At 64.4% G+C, this 16172-nt stretch carries 16 protein-coding genes and 2 pseudogenes; 11 read left to right on the top strand and 7 right to left on the bottom strand.

The window, feature by feature from the left end; translation table 11 throughout:
• Window positions 1-2: 2 nt before the first annotated feature.
• Window positions 3-1154: a uroporphyrinogen-III synthase gene (locus G6N41_RS08605; RefSeq protein WP_198967122.1), complete on the top strand. Its 1152-nt coding sequence runs from the start codon at window positions 3-5 to the stop codon at window positions 1152-1154.
• Entirely contained in the window at window positions 1145-1906 is a 762-nt protein-coding gene (locus G6N41_RS08600; RefSeq protein WP_198967121.1) for a sirohydrochlorin chelatase, read from the top strand. The genes G6N41_RS08605 and G6N41_RS08600 overlap by 10 nt, the downstream gene beginning before the upstream one ends.
• Before the next feature lie 101 nt (window positions 1907-2007).
• On the opposite strand, the gene G6N41_RS28280 is transcribed toward G6N41_RS08600, so the two are convergent.
• The 3 genes from G6N41_RS28280 to G6N41_RS28270 form a co-directional block, all read right to left on the bottom strand.
• On the bottom strand, window positions 2008-2724 hold the full coding sequence (locus tag G6N41_RS28280; RefSeq protein ID WP_231608822.1) for a hypothetical protein: 717 nt from the start codon (window positions 2722-2724) through the stop codon (window positions 2008-2010).
• Window positions 2700-2981 carry a hypothetical protein gene (locus G6N41_RS28275; protein WP_198965176.1) on the bottom strand — a complete coding sequence of 94 codons (282 nt, stop codon included), beginning with the start codon at window positions 2979-2981 and terminating at the stop codon, window positions 2700-2702. The genes G6N41_RS28280 and G6N41_RS28275 overlap by 25 nt, the downstream gene beginning before the upstream one ends.
• A gap of 72 nt (window positions 2982-3053) precedes the next feature.
• A complete protein-coding gene (locus tag G6N41_RS28270) occupies window positions 3054-3269 on the bottom strand; it encodes a hypothetical protein (RefSeq protein WP_198968069.1) in 216 nt (71 codons plus the stop codon).
• 135 nt (window positions 3270-3404) lie between these two features.
• Here G6N41_RS28270 and G6N41_RS08590 point away from each other — a divergent pair, with 135 nt between their 5' ends.
• Window positions 3405-3860: a TetR/AcrR family transcriptional regulator gene (locus G6N41_RS08590; RefSeq protein WP_011739380.1), complete on the top strand. Its 456-nt coding sequence runs from the start codon at window positions 3405-3407 to the stop codon at window positions 3858-3860.
• A gap of 136 nt (window positions 3861-3996) precedes the next feature.
• Here G6N41_RS08590 and nirD read toward each other — a convergent pair whose 3' ends face one another.
• Both nirD and nirB read right to left on the bottom strand, forming a co-directional pair.
• The gene (gene nirD, locus G6N41_RS08585) at window positions 3997-4353 is read right to left on the bottom strand and encodes a nitrite reductase small subunit NirD (RefSeq protein WP_012392485.1); all 357 of its coding nucleotides are present in this window, start codon (window positions 4351-4353) and stop codon (window positions 3997-3999) included.
• A 25-nt stretch (window positions 4354-4378) separates the two neighbouring features.
• Window positions 4379-6955, bottom strand: a pseudogene (nirB, locus tag G6N41_RS08580) (nitrite reductase large subunit NirB).
• Window positions 6956-7170: 215 nt separating this feature from the next.
• Between nirB and G6N41_RS08575 the strand changes: the two are divergent.
• Window positions 7171-7629 (top strand): Hsp20/alpha crystallin family protein, encoded by a 459-nt coding sequence (locus tag G6N41_RS08575; protein WP_198967120.1) that lies wholly within the window; start codon window positions 7171-7173, stop codon window positions 7627-7629.
• A gap of 74 nt (window positions 7630-7703) precedes the next feature.
• Here G6N41_RS08575 and G6N41_RS08570 read toward each other — a convergent pair whose 3' ends face one another.
• Entirely contained in the window at window positions 7704-8474 is a 771-nt protein-coding gene (locus G6N41_RS08570; protein WP_015354257.1) for an isocitrate lyase/PEP mutase family protein, read from the bottom strand.
• A 115-nt stretch (window positions 8475-8589) separates the two neighbouring features.
• On the opposite strand from G6N41_RS08570, the gene G6N41_RS08565 reads away from it, so the two are divergent.
• From G6N41_RS08565 to G6N41_RS08540, 6 genes and pseudogenes are all read left to right on the top strand, one after another.
• Window positions 8590-8886, top strand: a complete 297-nt coding sequence (locus G6N41_RS08565) for a hypothetical protein (RefSeq protein ID WP_198967119.1) — start codon at window positions 8590-8592, stop codon at window positions 8884-8886.
• 78 nt (window positions 8887-8964) lie between these two features.
• A complete protein-coding gene (locus tag G6N41_RS08560; protein ID WP_198967118.1) occupies window positions 8965-9786 on the top strand; it encodes a hypothetical protein in 822 nt (273 codons plus the stop codon).
• A gap of 46 nt (window positions 9787-9832) precedes the next feature.
• A complete protein-coding gene (locus G6N41_RS08555) occupies window positions 9833-11761 on the top strand; it encodes a fumarate reductase/succinate dehydrogenase flavoprotein subunit (protein WP_198967117.1) in 1929 nt (642 codons plus the stop codon).
• Complete coding sequence (locus G6N41_RS08550) at window positions 11761-12507, top strand: succinate dehydrogenase/fumarate reductase iron-sulfur subunit (RefSeq protein WP_198967116.1); 747 nt, start codon at window positions 11761-11763, stop codon at window positions 12505-12507. The genes G6N41_RS08555 and G6N41_RS08550 overlap by 1 nt, the downstream gene beginning before the upstream one ends.
• A 50-nt stretch (window positions 12508-12557) precedes the next feature.
• A complete protein-coding gene (locus G6N41_RS08545; RefSeq protein ID WP_015354256.1) occupies window positions 12558-12713 on the top strand; it encodes a hypothetical protein in 156 nt (51 codons plus the stop codon).
• A 90-nt stretch (window positions 12714-12803) separates the two neighbouring features.
• Window positions 12804-13677: pseudogene (locus G6N41_RS08540) on the top strand (IS5 family transposase).
• 10 nt (window positions 13678-13687) lie between these two features.
• Here G6N41_RS08540 and G6N41_RS28265 read toward each other — a convergent pair.
• On the bottom strand, window positions 13688-13981 hold the full coding sequence (locus G6N41_RS28265) for a hypothetical protein (RefSeq protein WP_231608886.1): 294 nt from the start codon (window positions 13979-13981) through the stop codon (window positions 13688-13690).
• Window positions 13982-14940: 959 nt separating this feature from the next.
• Here G6N41_RS28265 and G6N41_RS08535 point away from each other — a divergent pair.
• Entirely contained in the window at window positions 14941-16161 is a 1221-nt protein-coding gene (locus G6N41_RS08535; protein WP_198967115.1) for an exonuclease domain-containing protein, read from the top strand.
• Window positions 16162-16172 lie beyond the last annotated feature (11 nt).

The following is a 16172-nucleotide window of genomic DNA, read 5'->3' as shown; positions in this document are numbered from 1 at the left end:
ATATGGCCCAGCAAAAATCTGAGCCACTGCGGGGCTACCGGATTGCGGTGACGTCTTCTCGCCGGGCCGAGGAGTTGTGCGCACTTCTGCGCCGCCACGGTGCCGACGTCTCCAGTGCCCCTGCGATCAACATGATCGCGCTGCCCGAAGACTACGAACTCCAGGGCAATACGGAGGCGTTGATCGCCAACCCACCCGACATCCTGGTGGCCCACACCGGTATCGGTTTCCGGGGCTGGGTAGCCGCGGCCGAGGGGTGGGGGCTGGCCGGCGAACTCGTTGATGCGTTGTCGGTAGGCCGGACCATATCGCGCGGACCGAAGGCGACCGGCGAGCTACGCGCGGCGGGCTTGCGCGAAGAATGGTCGCCAGAATCGGAATCCTCGCAAGAAGTTCTGGAATACCTGCTTGAATCCGGGGTCGCCGGTCAGCGGATCGCCATTCAGCTACACGGCGCGGCCGATGGCTGGGATCCCTTCCCCGAGTTTGTCGGCGGCCTCCGCGCGGCGGGGGCCGAGGTGGTGCCCATTCGGGTGTACCGCTGGAAGCCAACGCCATTGGGCGGCGCATTCGACCAATTGGTCACCGAGATCGCCCGGCGACAGTTCGACGCGGTGAGTTTCACCTCTGCGCCCGCCGCGGCCGCGGTGCTCGAGCGTGGCCGCGAGCTGGATATCGAAGAGGAACTGCTCGAGGCGCTGCGCAACGACGTACACGCGATGTGCGTCGGCCCCGTCACCTCTCGCCCCTTGATCCGCAAGGGGGTGCCCACCTCATCGCCGGAGCGAATGCGGCTGGGCGCCTTGGCCCGTCATATCGCCGAGGAACTTCCGCTACTTGGCTCCTGCACCGTGAACGCCGCGGGCCACGTCGTCGACATCCACGGAACCTGCGTGCTCGTCGATGGCTCCATCAAGACACTGTCGGGGTCGGGCATGGCGATATTGCGCGCCTTGACCAAGCGCCCCGGAGACGTCGTCGCCCGCAGCGAGCTGCTGAATGTGCTTCCCAGAAACGGCGACGACACTCACGCGGTAGACACCGCCGTATTGCGGCTGCGCACGGCGCTGGGCGACAAAAACATCATCGCGACGGTGGTCAAGCGTGGTTACCGGCTGGCGCTCGACACCCAGGACGACACCGCATGCACCTGATACTCACGGCGCACGGCACCCGCCGGCCGGCCGGTGTCGCGATGATCGGCGACCTGGCGGCGCGGGTGAGCGCGCTGCTGAAGCAGACCGTGCAGGTGGCATTTGTCGACGTGTTGGGTCCCACACCCAGCGAAGTGCTCGGCCGACCTGCGCCGGGACGGGGCTCGGCGCAATCGGCAATCGTGGTACCCGCCTTCCTGTCCCGCGGCTACCACGTCCGCATCGACCTGCCGGCGCACGTCGCGGCCAGTGGCCACCCCGACGTCACCGTCACCCCGCCACTGGGCCCCAGCCGGGAGATCGCCAGAATCCTCATCCAGCAGCTGCTGGAATCCGGCTGGCGCCCGGATGATTCGGTGATATTGGCCGCGGCTGGGACATCGGATCGACGGGCGCTCGACGACCTGCGCACGGCGCGCGCGTTCCTGTGCGCACTTACCGGTTCACCGGTGACCCTCGGGTTTGCCGCAACCGGCCGTCCCGACCTCCGCACCGCTGTTCGCGCCGCGCGGCGCGACGGGGCCCGCCGGGTCGTGGTCGTCTCCTATCTGCTGGCCGAAGGCCTGTTCCAGGAGCGGCTGCGCGCCTGCGGCGCCGACGTGGTGACCCCCCCGCTGGGCAACCACCCCGGCTTGGCCGAACTGATCGCGACGCGGTTCCACAGCGCCATCTCGGCTGCGGTGCCTACGGTTCCACGATCACCGATGCACACCCGAGCCGAATCACATGAAACACAAAGCATTGTTGGTTGAGAACGCCGACGTGGACAATGCTTGATCTCGTGATGCATCAAGTCAAGATGCCTGCGAAACCTGGTTCATGCATCACGTAAGGAATGCCCGCGAAATCGGGGTCAGCTGGTGGTCTTGCTTTTGATGCGGATGCCGGCTTTGAGGGCGGGTAGAGCGGCGGGTATGGCGGCGAGGTAGAGCTGTTCGGTCTTGTCTTTGGCGAGTCTGAGCAGGGCGGCTTGCAGGTCGGCGATCTGGTGGGCGATCGCGGCGGGGTTGAGGCTGTTGCGGTAGGTGAGCAGCTCTGTTTGTTGGGCCGCTGAGAGGACTCCGGCGGCCAGCAGCCGGTCCAGGGGGGTCTGGGGCTTGTCGTAGAGCCGGCGGCGGTGACCGTCGCGGCTGCAGCCGTAGCCGATGGGTTTGATGGTGGGGGTCAGGTAGTTGAGCCGGTCGTTGACCAGGTGCCACAGCCGGTTGAGCACGGCGCGTTCTTCGTCGGTGTCGTAGCGGTAGTAGAACCCGTAGCGACGCACGAGGTGGTTGTTTTTGGACTCGATGGTGGCCTGGTCGTTCTTCTTGTAGGGCCGTGAGCGGGTGAAGAAGATCTCCATGTCCGCGGCCCACTTGATGACCGCCTTATTGAGGAATTCGGTGCCGTTGTCGAAGTCCAAACCCGTTACCTTATAGGGGATTTTAGTAATTCCGGTTTTGAGGGCGCCCAGGATGTGGGGGTGGGCGTTGTTGCGCACCGTGCGGGTGAACACCCAGCCGATGTGCATGTCGGTGAGGTTGACCGTGCGGGCGAACTCACCTTTCAGTGTCGGGCCGCAGTGCGCCACGGTGTCGCCTTCGAAGAACCCCGGAGATTCTTCGGCCTCATCGCCTGCTTTGCAGATGGTGATCGAGGACCGCAGCAGCGGGAGGGTTTCGTCGTCGACACACCCGAGATCTGGTCGCGGGCCTTGGCGCCGCGCAGGTAGCGGTCGATCGTGGCGCTGCTCATCGCCAACAGCTCGGCACGCACCGCCGGGCCGTAACGGTCACGGCCGTCCACCAGTTCGCCGTGGCGTTCTAGAGCATCCAACTGAAGTGCCATGGAAGCGGCCAGATACCGGCCGCACTGCCCGCCTGAGGCCGCCCACACCTTCTGCAACACCTTGAGCGCATCCTAGGAGTACTTCGGATTGCGTTGCCGGCGAGTCCGTTTGGCGACCTGCCGACCCGCTCCCGGCGGCGCGGCCGCCGCCCTCAACCGCCGCCGGGCGTTGTCACGCGACCAGCCGGTGACCGCCACCACCTGATCCAGAATCTGCCCCTTGTCCGCCTTCGGCGCCCCCACATACCCCCTGGCGAACTTCGCGGTGATCTCGGCCCGAGACGACATCGACAGCCCACTTCCCATGCCTGCCGAGGATCGACCGTTTCGCGGGCATTTTTACGTGATCCACCGAGGACGCTTCACGGGCATTTTTCGTGATGCTTGCCGGATCTTTGACCATACCCGGGTGATCCTGACACCATGGCCAATAACGAAGAGCCCTCCCGCGGGCTCCTCGATCCGGTGGCGAAGATGCTGCGTTTGCCCTTCGGCACACCGGAGTTCATCGACAAGATTGTCGCCGGCAGTGTCAACCAGGTCGGCCGCCGGACTCTGTACATGCTGATCACCACTTGGGACGCGGCGGGCGGCGGCCCGTTCGCCGCCAGCGCTGTCGCCTCCACCGGCCTGGCCAAGACGGCCGAAATCGTCCAGTCGATGTTCATCGGGCCCATCTTCAACCCACTACTCAAAATGCTCGGCGCGGATAAGATCGCCGTCCGCGCGTCATTATGTGCCTCGCAATTGGTCGGCTTGGGCATCATGCGCTACGGGTTGCGCTCCGAACCAATGCATTCAATGTCAGTGGATGCGTTGGTGGACGCCATCGGCCCCACCATGCAGCACTACCTTGTCGGCGACATCAGCCGGGGGTAGGCGCCCAAGCCGCCTGCCACGATATCGGGCGGGCATCCTGGGGCTTGACCGTGCGCATGGGGCGTCACATCGTAAGCTGGACGGCCCCGGCTGCACCGCCGGATCCGTGGGCTCACGCCCAAATCCGTAGACCCGGTCAGGCGGCCAACCGCGCGACCTGAATCTTGCCTTCCGCAGTGACACGCGCCGGGTACACCGGCACCGAAACGCGTGGATCATCAAGGCAGCTGCCGTCGTCGAGCGCGAACGCCTGTTTCTGAATCGGAGATTGAACTGCCGCACGGCCGTCCCGATCACCGACGATGCCACGGGACAGCACGGCCGCACCGGAGAACGGGTCGATGTTTCCCAGCGCGTGCACCGAGCCGTCGTCCAGCCGGAACAGAGCCGCCTGACTGCCGTCATCGAGCAGCACACCCACACCCCGGCCGGGGATCAGATGGTCGTATGCACAGGCAGTGGTCCATACCTGAATGTCGTTGAGAAGTGTCACACTACCTCCTAGAATCTTCGCGACTTCATGATCGGACCCGCGGAATGCCGATGAAGACAGGAACTTTACGTCCCGCACGCTCGGTGAATGTCACTGTCGGGTCGGCGGCGTCGGGGGCATTGACGAAAGAGACAAACCGCGACAGCTTGTCCGGGTCCTCCAGCACGCCCTTCCACTCGCACTTGTAGTTGGCGGCGTGGCGCTGCACCGCCGCTTCGAACTCTTCGGCCAGGCCCAAGGAGTCGTCACACACGACCTCGCGGACGTGATCGAGTCCGCCCTCGAGTGATTCGACCCACGGCGCGGTGCGCTGTAGCCGATCGGCCGTTCGGACGTATTACATCAGGAACCGGTCGATATAGCGGACCAGCGTCTCAGTGTCGATGTCGCTGGCCAGCAGCTGAGCATGCTTGGGGGTCATGCCGCCATTGCCGCCGACGTACAGGTTCCAGCCCTTTTCGGTGGCGATGACGCCGACGTCCTTGCTGCGGGCTTCGGCACACTCGCGCGCGCAACCCGAAACGCCCAGCTTGATCTTGTGCGGCGCCCGCAGGCCTCGGTAACGCAGTTCCAGGTCGATGGCCAGCTGCACCGAATCCTGTTGCCCGTAACGACACCAGTCACTACCCACGCAGCTCTTCACCGTCCGCAACGCCTTGCCATAGGCGTGGCCGGACTCCATGCCCGCATCGACCAGCCGCTTCCAGATCAGCGGCAGCTGATCGACTCGCGCACCGAACATGTCGATCCGCTGGCCGCCGGTGATCTTGGTGTAAAGCCCGAATTCCTGAGCGATTTGGCCGATCAGAATCAGATGCTCGGGCTTGATGTCGCCACCAGGGACCCGCGGCACCACCGAGTAGCTACCGTTCTTCTGGATGTTGGCCAGGAAGTGATCGTTTGAGTCCTGCAGCGAAGCCTGCTCGCCGTCCAGGATGTGGTCGGACCCGGTGGACGCCAGGATCGACGCGACCACGGGTTTGCAGATGTCACAACCCTTTCCGCGACCGAAGCGTTGTAGCAGTCCCGAGAAGGTCCGGATTTCGGTAGCCAAAATGATCTGGAAGAGTTCCGCGCGCGATTGGCTGAAGTGCTCGCAGAGCGCCTTGGACTGTTCGACCCCCTCGGCTTCCAGCAGTTGCTTCAGCAGTGGCACGCACGAACCGCACGAGGTACCGGCCGCGGTGCACGCCTTGAGCGCGGGCACATCGGCGCAGCCGTCGGCGATCGCACACTTCAGCTCGCCCTTGGTGACGTTGTTGCAGGAACAGATCTGTGCCGAATCGGGCAGTGCGCCAATGCCCAAGGCACCAGCACCGTCGCCAGAGGCGGGCGAGATCAGCGCCAACGGATCGCCGGGCAACTCACTGCCGACCATCGGGCGCAACACCCCGTACGCGGAAGCGTCGCCCACCAGCACGCCGCCAAGTAGCGTCTTGGCGTCATCGGAGAGCACCAGCTTGGCGTAGGTGCGATTCACCGCGTCGTTGACGGCTACCTCGAGGCAGTTCTCGGTAGCGCCCATCGCGTCGCCGAAGCTGGCCACGTCAACGCCGAGCAACTTGAGCTTGGTCGACAGGTCGGCTTCGGGGAACTCCGCGACACCGTTGAGCAACCGGTCGGCCACCACCTCGGCGCTGGTGTAGCCGGGCCCGACCAATCCGTAGCAGCGCCCCTCGATGGCGGCCACCTCACCGACCGCGTAGATGTCGGGATCGCTTGTCTGACAGGACAGATCGGTGAGCACGCCGCCGCGCTCGGCGATCGCGAGGCCGGCCGCCCTGGCCAATTCGTCGCGGGGCCGGATACCCGCCGCGAAAATCAATGCGCCGGCGTCGATGACGTCGCCGCCGGCCAGCCGCACCCGTAGCGACGTCGCGCCATCGGAATGCTCGACAGACTCAATCGAGTCGGTGCCCGTCCCGACGTGCACAGCGATCCCGAGGTCGGAAATCATCCGGGCCAGTAGCGCGCCCCCGGCCTCATCGATCTGTTGGGCCATCAACCGCGGCATCATCTCGATGACGTGCGTCTGCAACCCGAACTGGCGCAACGCGTTGGCGGCTTCCAGCCCGAGTAGGCCGCCGCCGATGACCACGCCGGCGCCACCGTGGCCATCGCGCAGTGCACGTTCGGCGCAGGCATGGATAGCGTCGAGGTCATCGAGCGTGCGATACACGTGGCAGCCGGGCAGGTCATGGCCGGGCACCGGAGGGACAAAGGCGTAGGACCCGGTGGCCAGCACCAGGGCGTCATAACCGTGTCGCGTGCCGTCGGCGGTGACCACCGACTTGGCCGCGCGGTCGATCTCGGTGACCCGCGTGTTCAGCAACACCCGAACCCGCTCGTCACCGGCGTAGTCGTTGCCCGGCAATGCCAGCTGAGCCCGATCCCAGGTTTCGGTGTAGGAGGTCGGGCCCACGCGGTCATATGCCGCATCCGCTTCCTCGGCCAGCACCGTGACCCGCCAGCGATCGTCGGTGTCGCGGGCCCGAAGCGCCTCGACCATCCGGTGGCCCACCATGCCGTGTCCCACCACGATGACGTGTCGCGGGACACCGGGGTTCGCATCGTGCGCACGCACAGTTCCGCCTGGGGCCATGGCATGAAGGCTAGGGGCGGGAAATTACCGAAAAATCGCCAAATGTGACACGTGGGTGACGTGGCGCTCACACCTGCCAACGGACTGTGTGACCCCGTTCGCTCTGGGCGAAGCCCCAGGTGGAACTTTAGCGTGGTCGACTCATGTTCTTGCTAGTAGCCGACCGGCGAGGAGCCGGACACAGCTAACTCACACGGAAGCATAAGGAGAAAATGATGAGCAATCTCGCGTTGTGGTCGCGTCCGGCCTGGAGCACCGATCGCTGGCTGCGGGACTTCTTCGGACCAGCGGCGGCATCCGATTGGTACAAGCCGCTGGCCACCGGATTCAATCCGGCCGCAGAGATCGTCAAGGACGGCGACGACGCGGTGGTCCGCCTCGAGCTGCCCGGCGTGGACGTGGAAAACGACGTCAATGTCGAGGTGGAGCGCGGCGAGCTGGTCATTCGCGGCGAACACCGCGACGAGCACGCCCAGGAAGCTGGGGAAGCCGACCGCCGCACGTTGCACGAAATCCGGTACGGATCGTTCCGCCGGTCGTTCCAGCTGCCCGAACACATCACCAGCGAGGCCGTCTCGGCTTCCTATGACGCGGGCGTGCTGACCGTGCGGGTGCAAGGCGCCTACCGGGATCCGGCGGCGAGTGAGCCGCAGCGCATCGCAATCACCAAGTAGGTCCGGCCGGCTCGCCGGGCGCGCTGATCCGGCGGAGTGAACGGCTCCGCCGGATCAGCGGCATTCGACTCCGGTCAGCGCCAGCGGGCCAGCAGCTCGGTCGCCCGGCCGGACAGGGCGGCCTGCAGAAAGGGGCCGAAGCTGATCCGGGCGACACCCAACCGGCCGAATGAGGCTGGATCGTCCTGGTCGGGCAGCGCGATCGCGTTGATCGGCAGCGGCAACTGCGCCGCCAACCGCCGCAACGTATCCGGGTCGTGACGGCCCACCGGGTACAGCACATCGGCGCCGGCGGCCGCGGCCTCGGTCAACCTCGCCACGGCCCGCTCGAAGCGGTCTGCCGGGTCACCGTCGCGACGCAGGAAAAGATCGGTGCGCGCGTTGAGGACGACATGCACGCCGGCCGCGTCGGCGGCCGACCGTAACGCGCCGACCAGCTCGGCGTGTTCGCGGCGAGACCTCAGTCTTGCGCCTTCGGAGTGCACCGTGTCTTCGATGTTCAGCCCAACAGCGCCCACGCTCAGCAAGCCCTCGATCAACCGCTGCGCATCCAGCCCATACCCGGATTCGATGTCCACCGACACCGGGATGTCGACGGCCGCCGTGATCTGCGCAACCCGGGCGAGCACGTCGTCGAACGACATCCCCTCGTTATCAGGTTTTCCGATCGAATCGGCCAGTGGGTGGCTGCCCACCGTCAGGGCGGCGAAGCCCGCGTTCGCGGCCAGCCGCGCCGACCACGCGTCCCACACCGTCGGAAGCACCACCGGGTTGCCGGGCTGATGCAGCGCGAGCAACGCCAGGGCGCGCTCGGCGGTGACATTTAAACCTTGCTCGGATGGCATGGCGACCTTGGTTTCCTGCCCGCGCTATATCTTGACTGCCGTCTGGCAGAGACTGTGGATAGTATCGGTGGGCGTACTGTGATCCGTAACACCATCAGCCCGTAGGGAGCATGCGTTGTCCCCCACAAACGAACTCGCCGAACTGCACGATCTCATCGGCGATCTGAGGCGGTGCGTGACCTCGCTGAAGTCGCGATACGGCGACGATTTAGGCATGCGCCGCGTCGTCATCGATGCCGATCGGATCCTCACCGACATCCAATTACTCGACACCGATATCGCAGAATTGGACCTGGATCGAGCTTCGGTGCAGCAATCCGTCGAGAAGATCGCCATCCCCGACACCGACTATGACCGCGATTTCTGGCGCGATGTCGACGACGAAGGTGTCGGGGGTCACAGTAGATACTGACAATCAAGCCCCGCCGAAATCAGGGTCCTCTATCTGTGTACCCTTCGACGAGATACCACTCGAAGAGGATCACACTAGATGAGCGCACCCACGGCGAACCGTCCTGATGCTGGCGTTTTCTCACCCAGCCGGGCCAAAATCCCGCAGCGGACGCTACGTACCGACCTCTGGTGGTGGGCGCCGCTGGTCACCAACATCGGATTCCTGGCGTTCATCGTCTATGCCACCAACCGGGCGTTTTGGGGCAGTGGCTACTGGGTGGAGAAATACCATTACCTGACACCCTTTTACTCGCCGTGCGTCAGCGCGTCCTGCGCACCGGGCGCAAGCCACCTTGGTGTCTGGTTCGGGCACTTTCCCTGGTGGATTCCGTTGGGAAGTCTGGTATTACCGTTCCTGCTCGGTTTCCGGCTCACCTGCTACTACTACCGCAAGGCTTACTATCGTTCGGTATGGCAATCGCCGACCGGTTGCGCGGTACCCGAGCCACGCGCGCACTACACCGGGGAAACCCGTCTGCCGCTGATCATTCAGAACAGCCATCGGTATTTCTTCTACGTTGCGGTAGTGGTGTCACTTATCAACACCTACGACGCAATTATGGCCTTCCACTCGCCCACGGGTTTTGGATTCGGTTTAGGCAATGTCATTTTGGTGACCAACGTGCTCTTACTCTGGGCCTACACCATTTCCTGCCATTCATGCCGGCACGCAACCGGCGGCCGTCTAAAACATTTCTCCAAACACCCAGTGCGTTACTGGATCTGGACACAAGTGAGCAAGCTCAATACCCGGCACATGCTATTCGCGTGGATCACGCTGGGCACCCTGTCGCTCACCGACTTCTACATCATGCTGGTGGCTACTAACACCATCACAGATCTCAGATTTATTGGCTGACAAGCCGTTTCAGGATTTATCAAGAAATAGCTGAGCGAGGTTTTCAATGGTTGATGTCGAACGGCACTCCTACGACGTTGTCGTGATCGGTGCCGGCGGCGCGGGGCTGCGGGCGGTCATCGAGGCACGCGAGCGCGGCCTGAAAGTCGCGGTCGTGTGCAAATCGCTGTTCGGCAAGGCCCACACGGTGATGGCCGAGGGTGGCTGCGCGGCCGCGATGGGTAACAGCAACCCCAAAGACAACTGGAAGACCCACTTCGGCGACACCATGCGAGGCGGGAAGTTCCTCAACAACTGGCGCATGGCCGAACTGCACGCCAAGGAAGCCCCGGACCGGGTCTGGGAGCTCGAAACCTACGGCGCGCTGTTCGACCGCCTCAAAGACGGCAAGATCAGCCAGCGCAACTTCGGTGGGCACACCTATCCGCGGCTGGCCCACGTCGGTGACCGCACCGGCCTGGAGTTGATCCGCACCATGCAACAGAAGATCGTGTCGCTGCAGCAGGAGGACTTCGCCGAGGTCGGCGACTATGAGGCTCGGATCAAGGTGTTCGCCGAATGCACGATCACCGAGCTACTCAAAGACGGTCCCGAAAACGGCGGGCGGATCGCCGGAGCCTTCGGCTACTGGCGGGAAAGCGGCCGCTTCATCCTGTTCGAGGCGCCCGCCGTGGTGATGGCCACCGGCGGGATCGGCAAGTCCTTCAAGGTCACGTCCAACTCCTGGGAGTACACCGGCGACGGGCATGCCCTGGCACTGCGGGCCGGCGCGACGTTGATCAACATGGAGTTCGTTCAGTTCCACCCGACCGGCATGGTGTGGCCGCCCAGTGTGAAGGGGATCCTGGTCACCGAAGGTGTTCGCGGCGACGGCGGGGTGCTCAAGAACTCCGATGACGATCGATTCATGTTCGGTTACATCCCGCCGGTGTTCAAAGGCCAATACGCGGAGACCGCCGAAGAAGCCGACCAGTGGCTCAAAGACAACGACTCGGCCCGTCGCACCCCTGACCTGTTGCCACGAGACGAGGTGGCCCGCGCCATCAACTCCGAGGTCAAGGCGGGCCGGGGCACCCCGCACGGCGGCGTCTACCTCGACATCGCGTCGCGGCTGACTCCCGAGGAGATCAAGCGCCGGCTGCCGTCGATGTATCACCAGTTCATGGAGCTGGCCGCGGTCGACATCACCAAGGAGCCGATGGAAGTCGGGCCGACCTGCCACTACGTGATGGGCGGCATCGAGGTCGACGCCGACACGGGCGCGGCCACGGTCCCCGGGCTGTTCGCCGCCGGCGAGTGCTCGGGCGGCATGCACGGCTCCAACCGGCTGGGCGGGAACTCGCTGTCCGACCTGCTGGTCTTCGGTCGGCGGGCCGGCCTGGGCGCCGCCGACTACGTGCGCGCGCTGAGCAGCCGTCCGACCGTCTCACCTGAGTCCGTCGACGCCGCCGCCAGGCTGGCCCTGGCGCCGTTCGAAGGGCCCACCGACGGCACCGCTCCGGAAAACCCGTACGCGCTGCAGATGGACCTGCGGTTCCTGATGAACGACCTGGTCGGCATCATCCGCAACGCCGACGAGATGAGCAAAGCGTTGACCCTGTTACGGGAGCTGTGGGCACGCTACGAGCATGTGCAGGTCGAAGGCCACCGCCAGTACAACCCGGGCTGGAACCTCGCGATCGACATGCGCAACATGCTGACCGTCAGCGAGTGTGTGGCTCGGGCCGCGCTGGAACGCACCGAGAGCCGGGGCGGGCACACCCGCGACGACCATCCCGGCATGGACCCGAACTGGCGCAACGTCTTGTTGGTCTGCCGGGCCGCCCAGGAAGCCACCGACGGTTCCCACATCACCATCACCCGCCAGCCGCAAGTACCAATGCGGCCGGACCTGCTGGACCTCTTCCAGATTTCCGAGCTCGAGAAGTACTACACCGCCGAAGAGTTGGCCGACCATCCAGGACGGAGAACGTAATGGGTTACAACGCGAGCTTGCGCGTGTGGCGCGGCGACGAGAGCAACGGCGAGCTGCGCGACTTCACCGTCGAGGTCAACGAGGGTGAAGTGGTGCTCGATGTCATCCACCGTCTGCAGCAGACCCAAACGCCCGACCTGGCGGTGCGCTGGAACTGCAAGGCCGGCAAGTGTGGATCATGCTCGGCGGAGATCAACGGCAAGCCGCGACTGATGTGCATGACCCGAATGTCGACCTTCGCCGAAGACGAGATCGTCACCGTGACGCCGCTGCGCACCTTCCCGGTGATTCGCGACCTGGTCACCGATGTCTCGTTCAATTACGAAAAGGCACGCGAGATTCCCTCTTTCGCGCCTCCCAAGGAGCTGCAGCCTGGCGAGTACCGGATGGCCCAGGTCGACGTCGCGCGCTCGCAGGAGTTCCGCAAGTGCATCGAGTGCTTCCTGTGCCAGAACGTCTGCCACGTCATCCGCGACCACGAGGAGAACAAGAAGGCGTTCGCCGGTCCGCGGTTCTTGATGCGCATCGCCGAACTGGAAATGCATCCCCTCGACACTCGGGACCGGCGCAACGAGGCACAAGAGGCGCATGGCCTGGGGTACTGCAACATCACCAAGTGCTGCACCGAGCTATGCCCGGAAAACATCAAGATCACCGACAACGCACTGATCCCGATGAAGGAGCGCGTGGTCGACCGCAAGTACGACCCGGTCGTGTGGCTGGGCAACAAGCTGTTCCGACGCTGACTTGGCGGCCCTGGCGTTAGACCCGGGGCCGCGCCGGGTACCCCGCAGTGATGCGAGAAACGACCAGCATTAGCGACATCCGAACCGCGATCCGCGAGTTGACCGTCCGCGCTGAACTCGCGCACAAGCAGGGCCGCCACGATGACGCCGCGGAGATCGAGCGCCGTATCGCGGGCTACCGAGACGAACTCGGGGACCGCCCGTAGCGGATTGGCAGAGGACAGAAATCGGGTAGCCGAGGCGGGCCTAGGGCGTGTCTGCTTAATGTGAATGGTGTTTTGGCTGATGCTGTTTGGGTGATGCGGACGCATGCGATTTCTGATGATTTGTGGTCGCTGATCGTGGCGGTGTTGCCTGCGGGGCGGCGGCGTGGCCGGCCGTGGAACGATCATCGACGTACTCTGGAGGGCATTATCTGGCGTTACCGTACGGGATCTCCGTGGTGTGACCTGCCCGAGCACTTCGGTCCCTGGCAATCGGTGGCCGAGAGGCATCTACGCTGGTCGGTCGATGGCATCTACGCGCGGATCTTCGCGGCGATCGCCTCTGACCTCGACGCCGAGGACGCCGACCTGGGCGCACTGTTGTCGGTCGATTCGACCAGTGTGCGCGCCCACCAACACGCAGCCGGAGCGCGCCCCGGGCGCCGCACAGGGGGATCTATCGAATTACAAGAAATATCTCCATGAGCCCGATGACCACGCCATTGGGCATTCCCGCGGCGGGCTGACTACCAAGATCCACGCCTTGACCGACCAGCTGTGCAGTCCGGTCACCCTGGCACTGTCGGCCGGTCAAGCCGGTGATAATCCGATGCTTTGGCCACTGCTGGCCGCCCGGCGCAGCAACTCATACGCCCCGTATCGCCTGCTGGCGGACAAGGCGAACTCCCATGACTCGACGCGGGCACAGCTGCGCCGGCTCAAGATCGCCCATACCATCCCCGAGCGCAGCGACCAGATCACCCGCCGCAAAGCCAAAGGCCGCAACAGAGGACGGCCTCCGGGGTTCTCAGGCCGAATCTACAAGCACCGCAACACCGTCGAGCGAAGCTTCAACCGGCTCAAACACTGGCGAGCGGTCGCCACCCGCTACGACAAATACGCCCTGACCTACCTCAGCGGTGCCACCCTGGCCGCCATCATCACCTACCACCGCGTCCGCAATTAGCAGACAGGACCTAGACCAACCTGGGTTGCACGGCAGCCATCTCGGCTGCTGAGGTCGTTTCGTTGGTGGCATACCGTGTCGCACCGGTCTCGACGGCAACGATTGTCTCTTGGGTGCGGGTCGTAAGCGCTGCTGCGGCGAGGCCAATAGCTGTGTGGGCACTGCTCACCGCGGCTGTGGTGGGCTGAAACGGCTGTCCTGGTGAAGGGGGTGTTAAGGCGGCCGGAGTGGCGCTTCGTTGACTCCATTCGCCGGCCGTGGCTTCTAGCTGAGGGACCTCGACCCGCAGCTGACCCGGTTGCATTCTCGGGGGTTTAACGGCGAGCTCATGGATAACAACTCACATCGCAAGCCAGATGGCCATCGCGCCACAATGGCTCAATCACGCGCGGTTCCGTGCCCTGCGGTCGCGCGGGAGTCTTGCTCGACGTGACGCTACTTAGACCAGCTACGGATGTCTCTTTTCTAGAGATTCGAGACAGCCAACCTCGGACCACTCCCCTTGACTATCGGACCAAGTCGCGGTGTCTCATTTCCTGTCTCACGGCGCGTGTCTCGAATCCCCGCCGTCGGTGGACACTGAGACATTTCGGGGTCTGACAGCAATCCTGGGCTACGCCTGCGTCAGCACCACCGGTCAGGACCTCGACGCCCTGCTCGTGGCGCTTGCTGCGACCAGGCATGCCTTGGAACGCGTCACTGCCGACAAACTGTGGGGTCGGCCAAGGCTGCCCGACCGGGTTGTCGGCGATGCCCGACTATTCGCGCCTTGGAGACACCGTGGTCGTTGCTGCCATCGACCGGCTTGGCTGCTTCGTGACCGACGTGCCCCGAACGATCACCGACCTGAGTGAGAATCGAATCTTGTTGTCCCCAAATTGTTTCCCAAAAGCGCCCGGTCCACACGGGGGCATTTGGAGCGCTTACATGATCCCGCGCGGCCCGCTGACGCGGTGATCCCTATTTGTCATCTTTGAGTCCTCGTGATTCCACGATCGCCCGAACAATGCCCCTTTGGGACGAGTTCGGGCAACAGCCCCTCTTTACGCAGTCGCCGTTGCTGCTCGGGGAGCGGGCCGTTCCTTGGTGGGTAATTCTCTACAGAACGAGTCAAACATTGGCCCCACAGCCGTCCCGTGGTGAACTCCATGACTTCAAGTAGTTCCCGCCGCGCGTTCTAATTTGGTTGAACGTCAGGCTTCCTGTTGGGGGTCCGTTTACTCTTCGGCAGGATGGGAGCCGCCGAATCGAGGAGTAGTAGACGTGGCCGGTTTTGCCGTCCTGGACTTCGAGACCACCGGATTCGCCGCCGAGTACGACCGTGTGGTCGAGGTTGGCCTCGTGCTGCTGTCGGCGGAGGGGGACATCGAGGACGAGTGGTCAACTCTGATCAATCCTCATCGCGATGTTGGTGCTACCGAGAGGCATGGGATCCGGGCGCGTGACGTACTCGGCGCGCCCGCCTTCGAGGCGATCATCCCGAGGTTGTTGCGGGACCTCCGTGGGCGGGTTTTCGTGGCCCACAACGTCAACTTTGATCAGCGATTTTTGCTGGCAGAGTTGCGTCGGGCCGGAGTGCCGTTGGATAACCCGTGGCTGACCGGATTGTGCACGATGAGGTGGGCCGGTCGCCTGCTTCCGGCTGCGTCGCGGAAGCTGCCGGATTGTTGCGATGCCGCTGGCGTCGTCCTCACTGACGCCCATCGCGCGCTCGCGGATGCCCGGGCTACGGCGAGTCTGCTGAAGTACCTCATCGACCATTGCGGGAGCCCGCCGCCGTGGGCTAAGGAGATAGACGGCGCCGAGGACTTCGAGTGGCCGCAGGTGGCCGGCCCGGAAGTGCGGTTGGTGGCGCGCGCGGCGTGGGGGGCAGCGCCTCCACGTCCCCCGGCAGGGTGGCTTGATCGCATCGTCGCGCGCATGCCCCACGAGGACGACCCTCGCGTCGAGTCCTACCTCGAAATCCTCGAATCCGCCCTCCTCGACTGTTACCTGTCCTGCCACGAGGAGGATGCGCTGGTTGAGATGGCCGACAGCTTGGGCCTCTCGCGTCGGCTGCTCGACGAGATCCACCACGACTACCTGCGGTCGATGGCGAGGGTTGCGGTTGCCGATGGGGTTGTCACCGACGACGAGCGCGCTGACCTGCTTCAGGTCGCTGAACTCCTCGGGCTGTCCGCCGACCGCGTGGATGCCTCTCTGGCAATGGCTTCTGCACGTTCGGCCTGCACCGAGTTCGCGTTGGCGGCGGGCGACGTTCTATGCCTCACGGGGTCGATGCGGCGCCCCCGGTCTGAGTGGGAGGCAGAACTAGCTCAGCGCGGCATCGAGGTCGGGTCGCTTACCCGCAGGGCGCGCCTGTTGGTCGCTGCCGATCCCGACTCGGCCACTGGAAAGGCAAGGAAGGCGCGCAAGTACGGCATCCCCATCATTAACGAGGATGCGCTCAGTCGTCTGCTAGGAGCTCGAACCTCTGGCGAATGAAATCCTACCCC

Source organism: Mycobacterium shottsii, assembly GCF_010728525.1.
GTDB classification, from domain to species: Bacteria; Actinomycetota; Actinomycetes; order Mycobacteriales; family Mycobacteriaceae; genus Mycobacterium; species Mycobacterium marinum.
The sequence above is the reverse complement of the archived record's forward strand: the minus strand, read 5'-3'. Positions and strand labels throughout refer to the sequence as shown.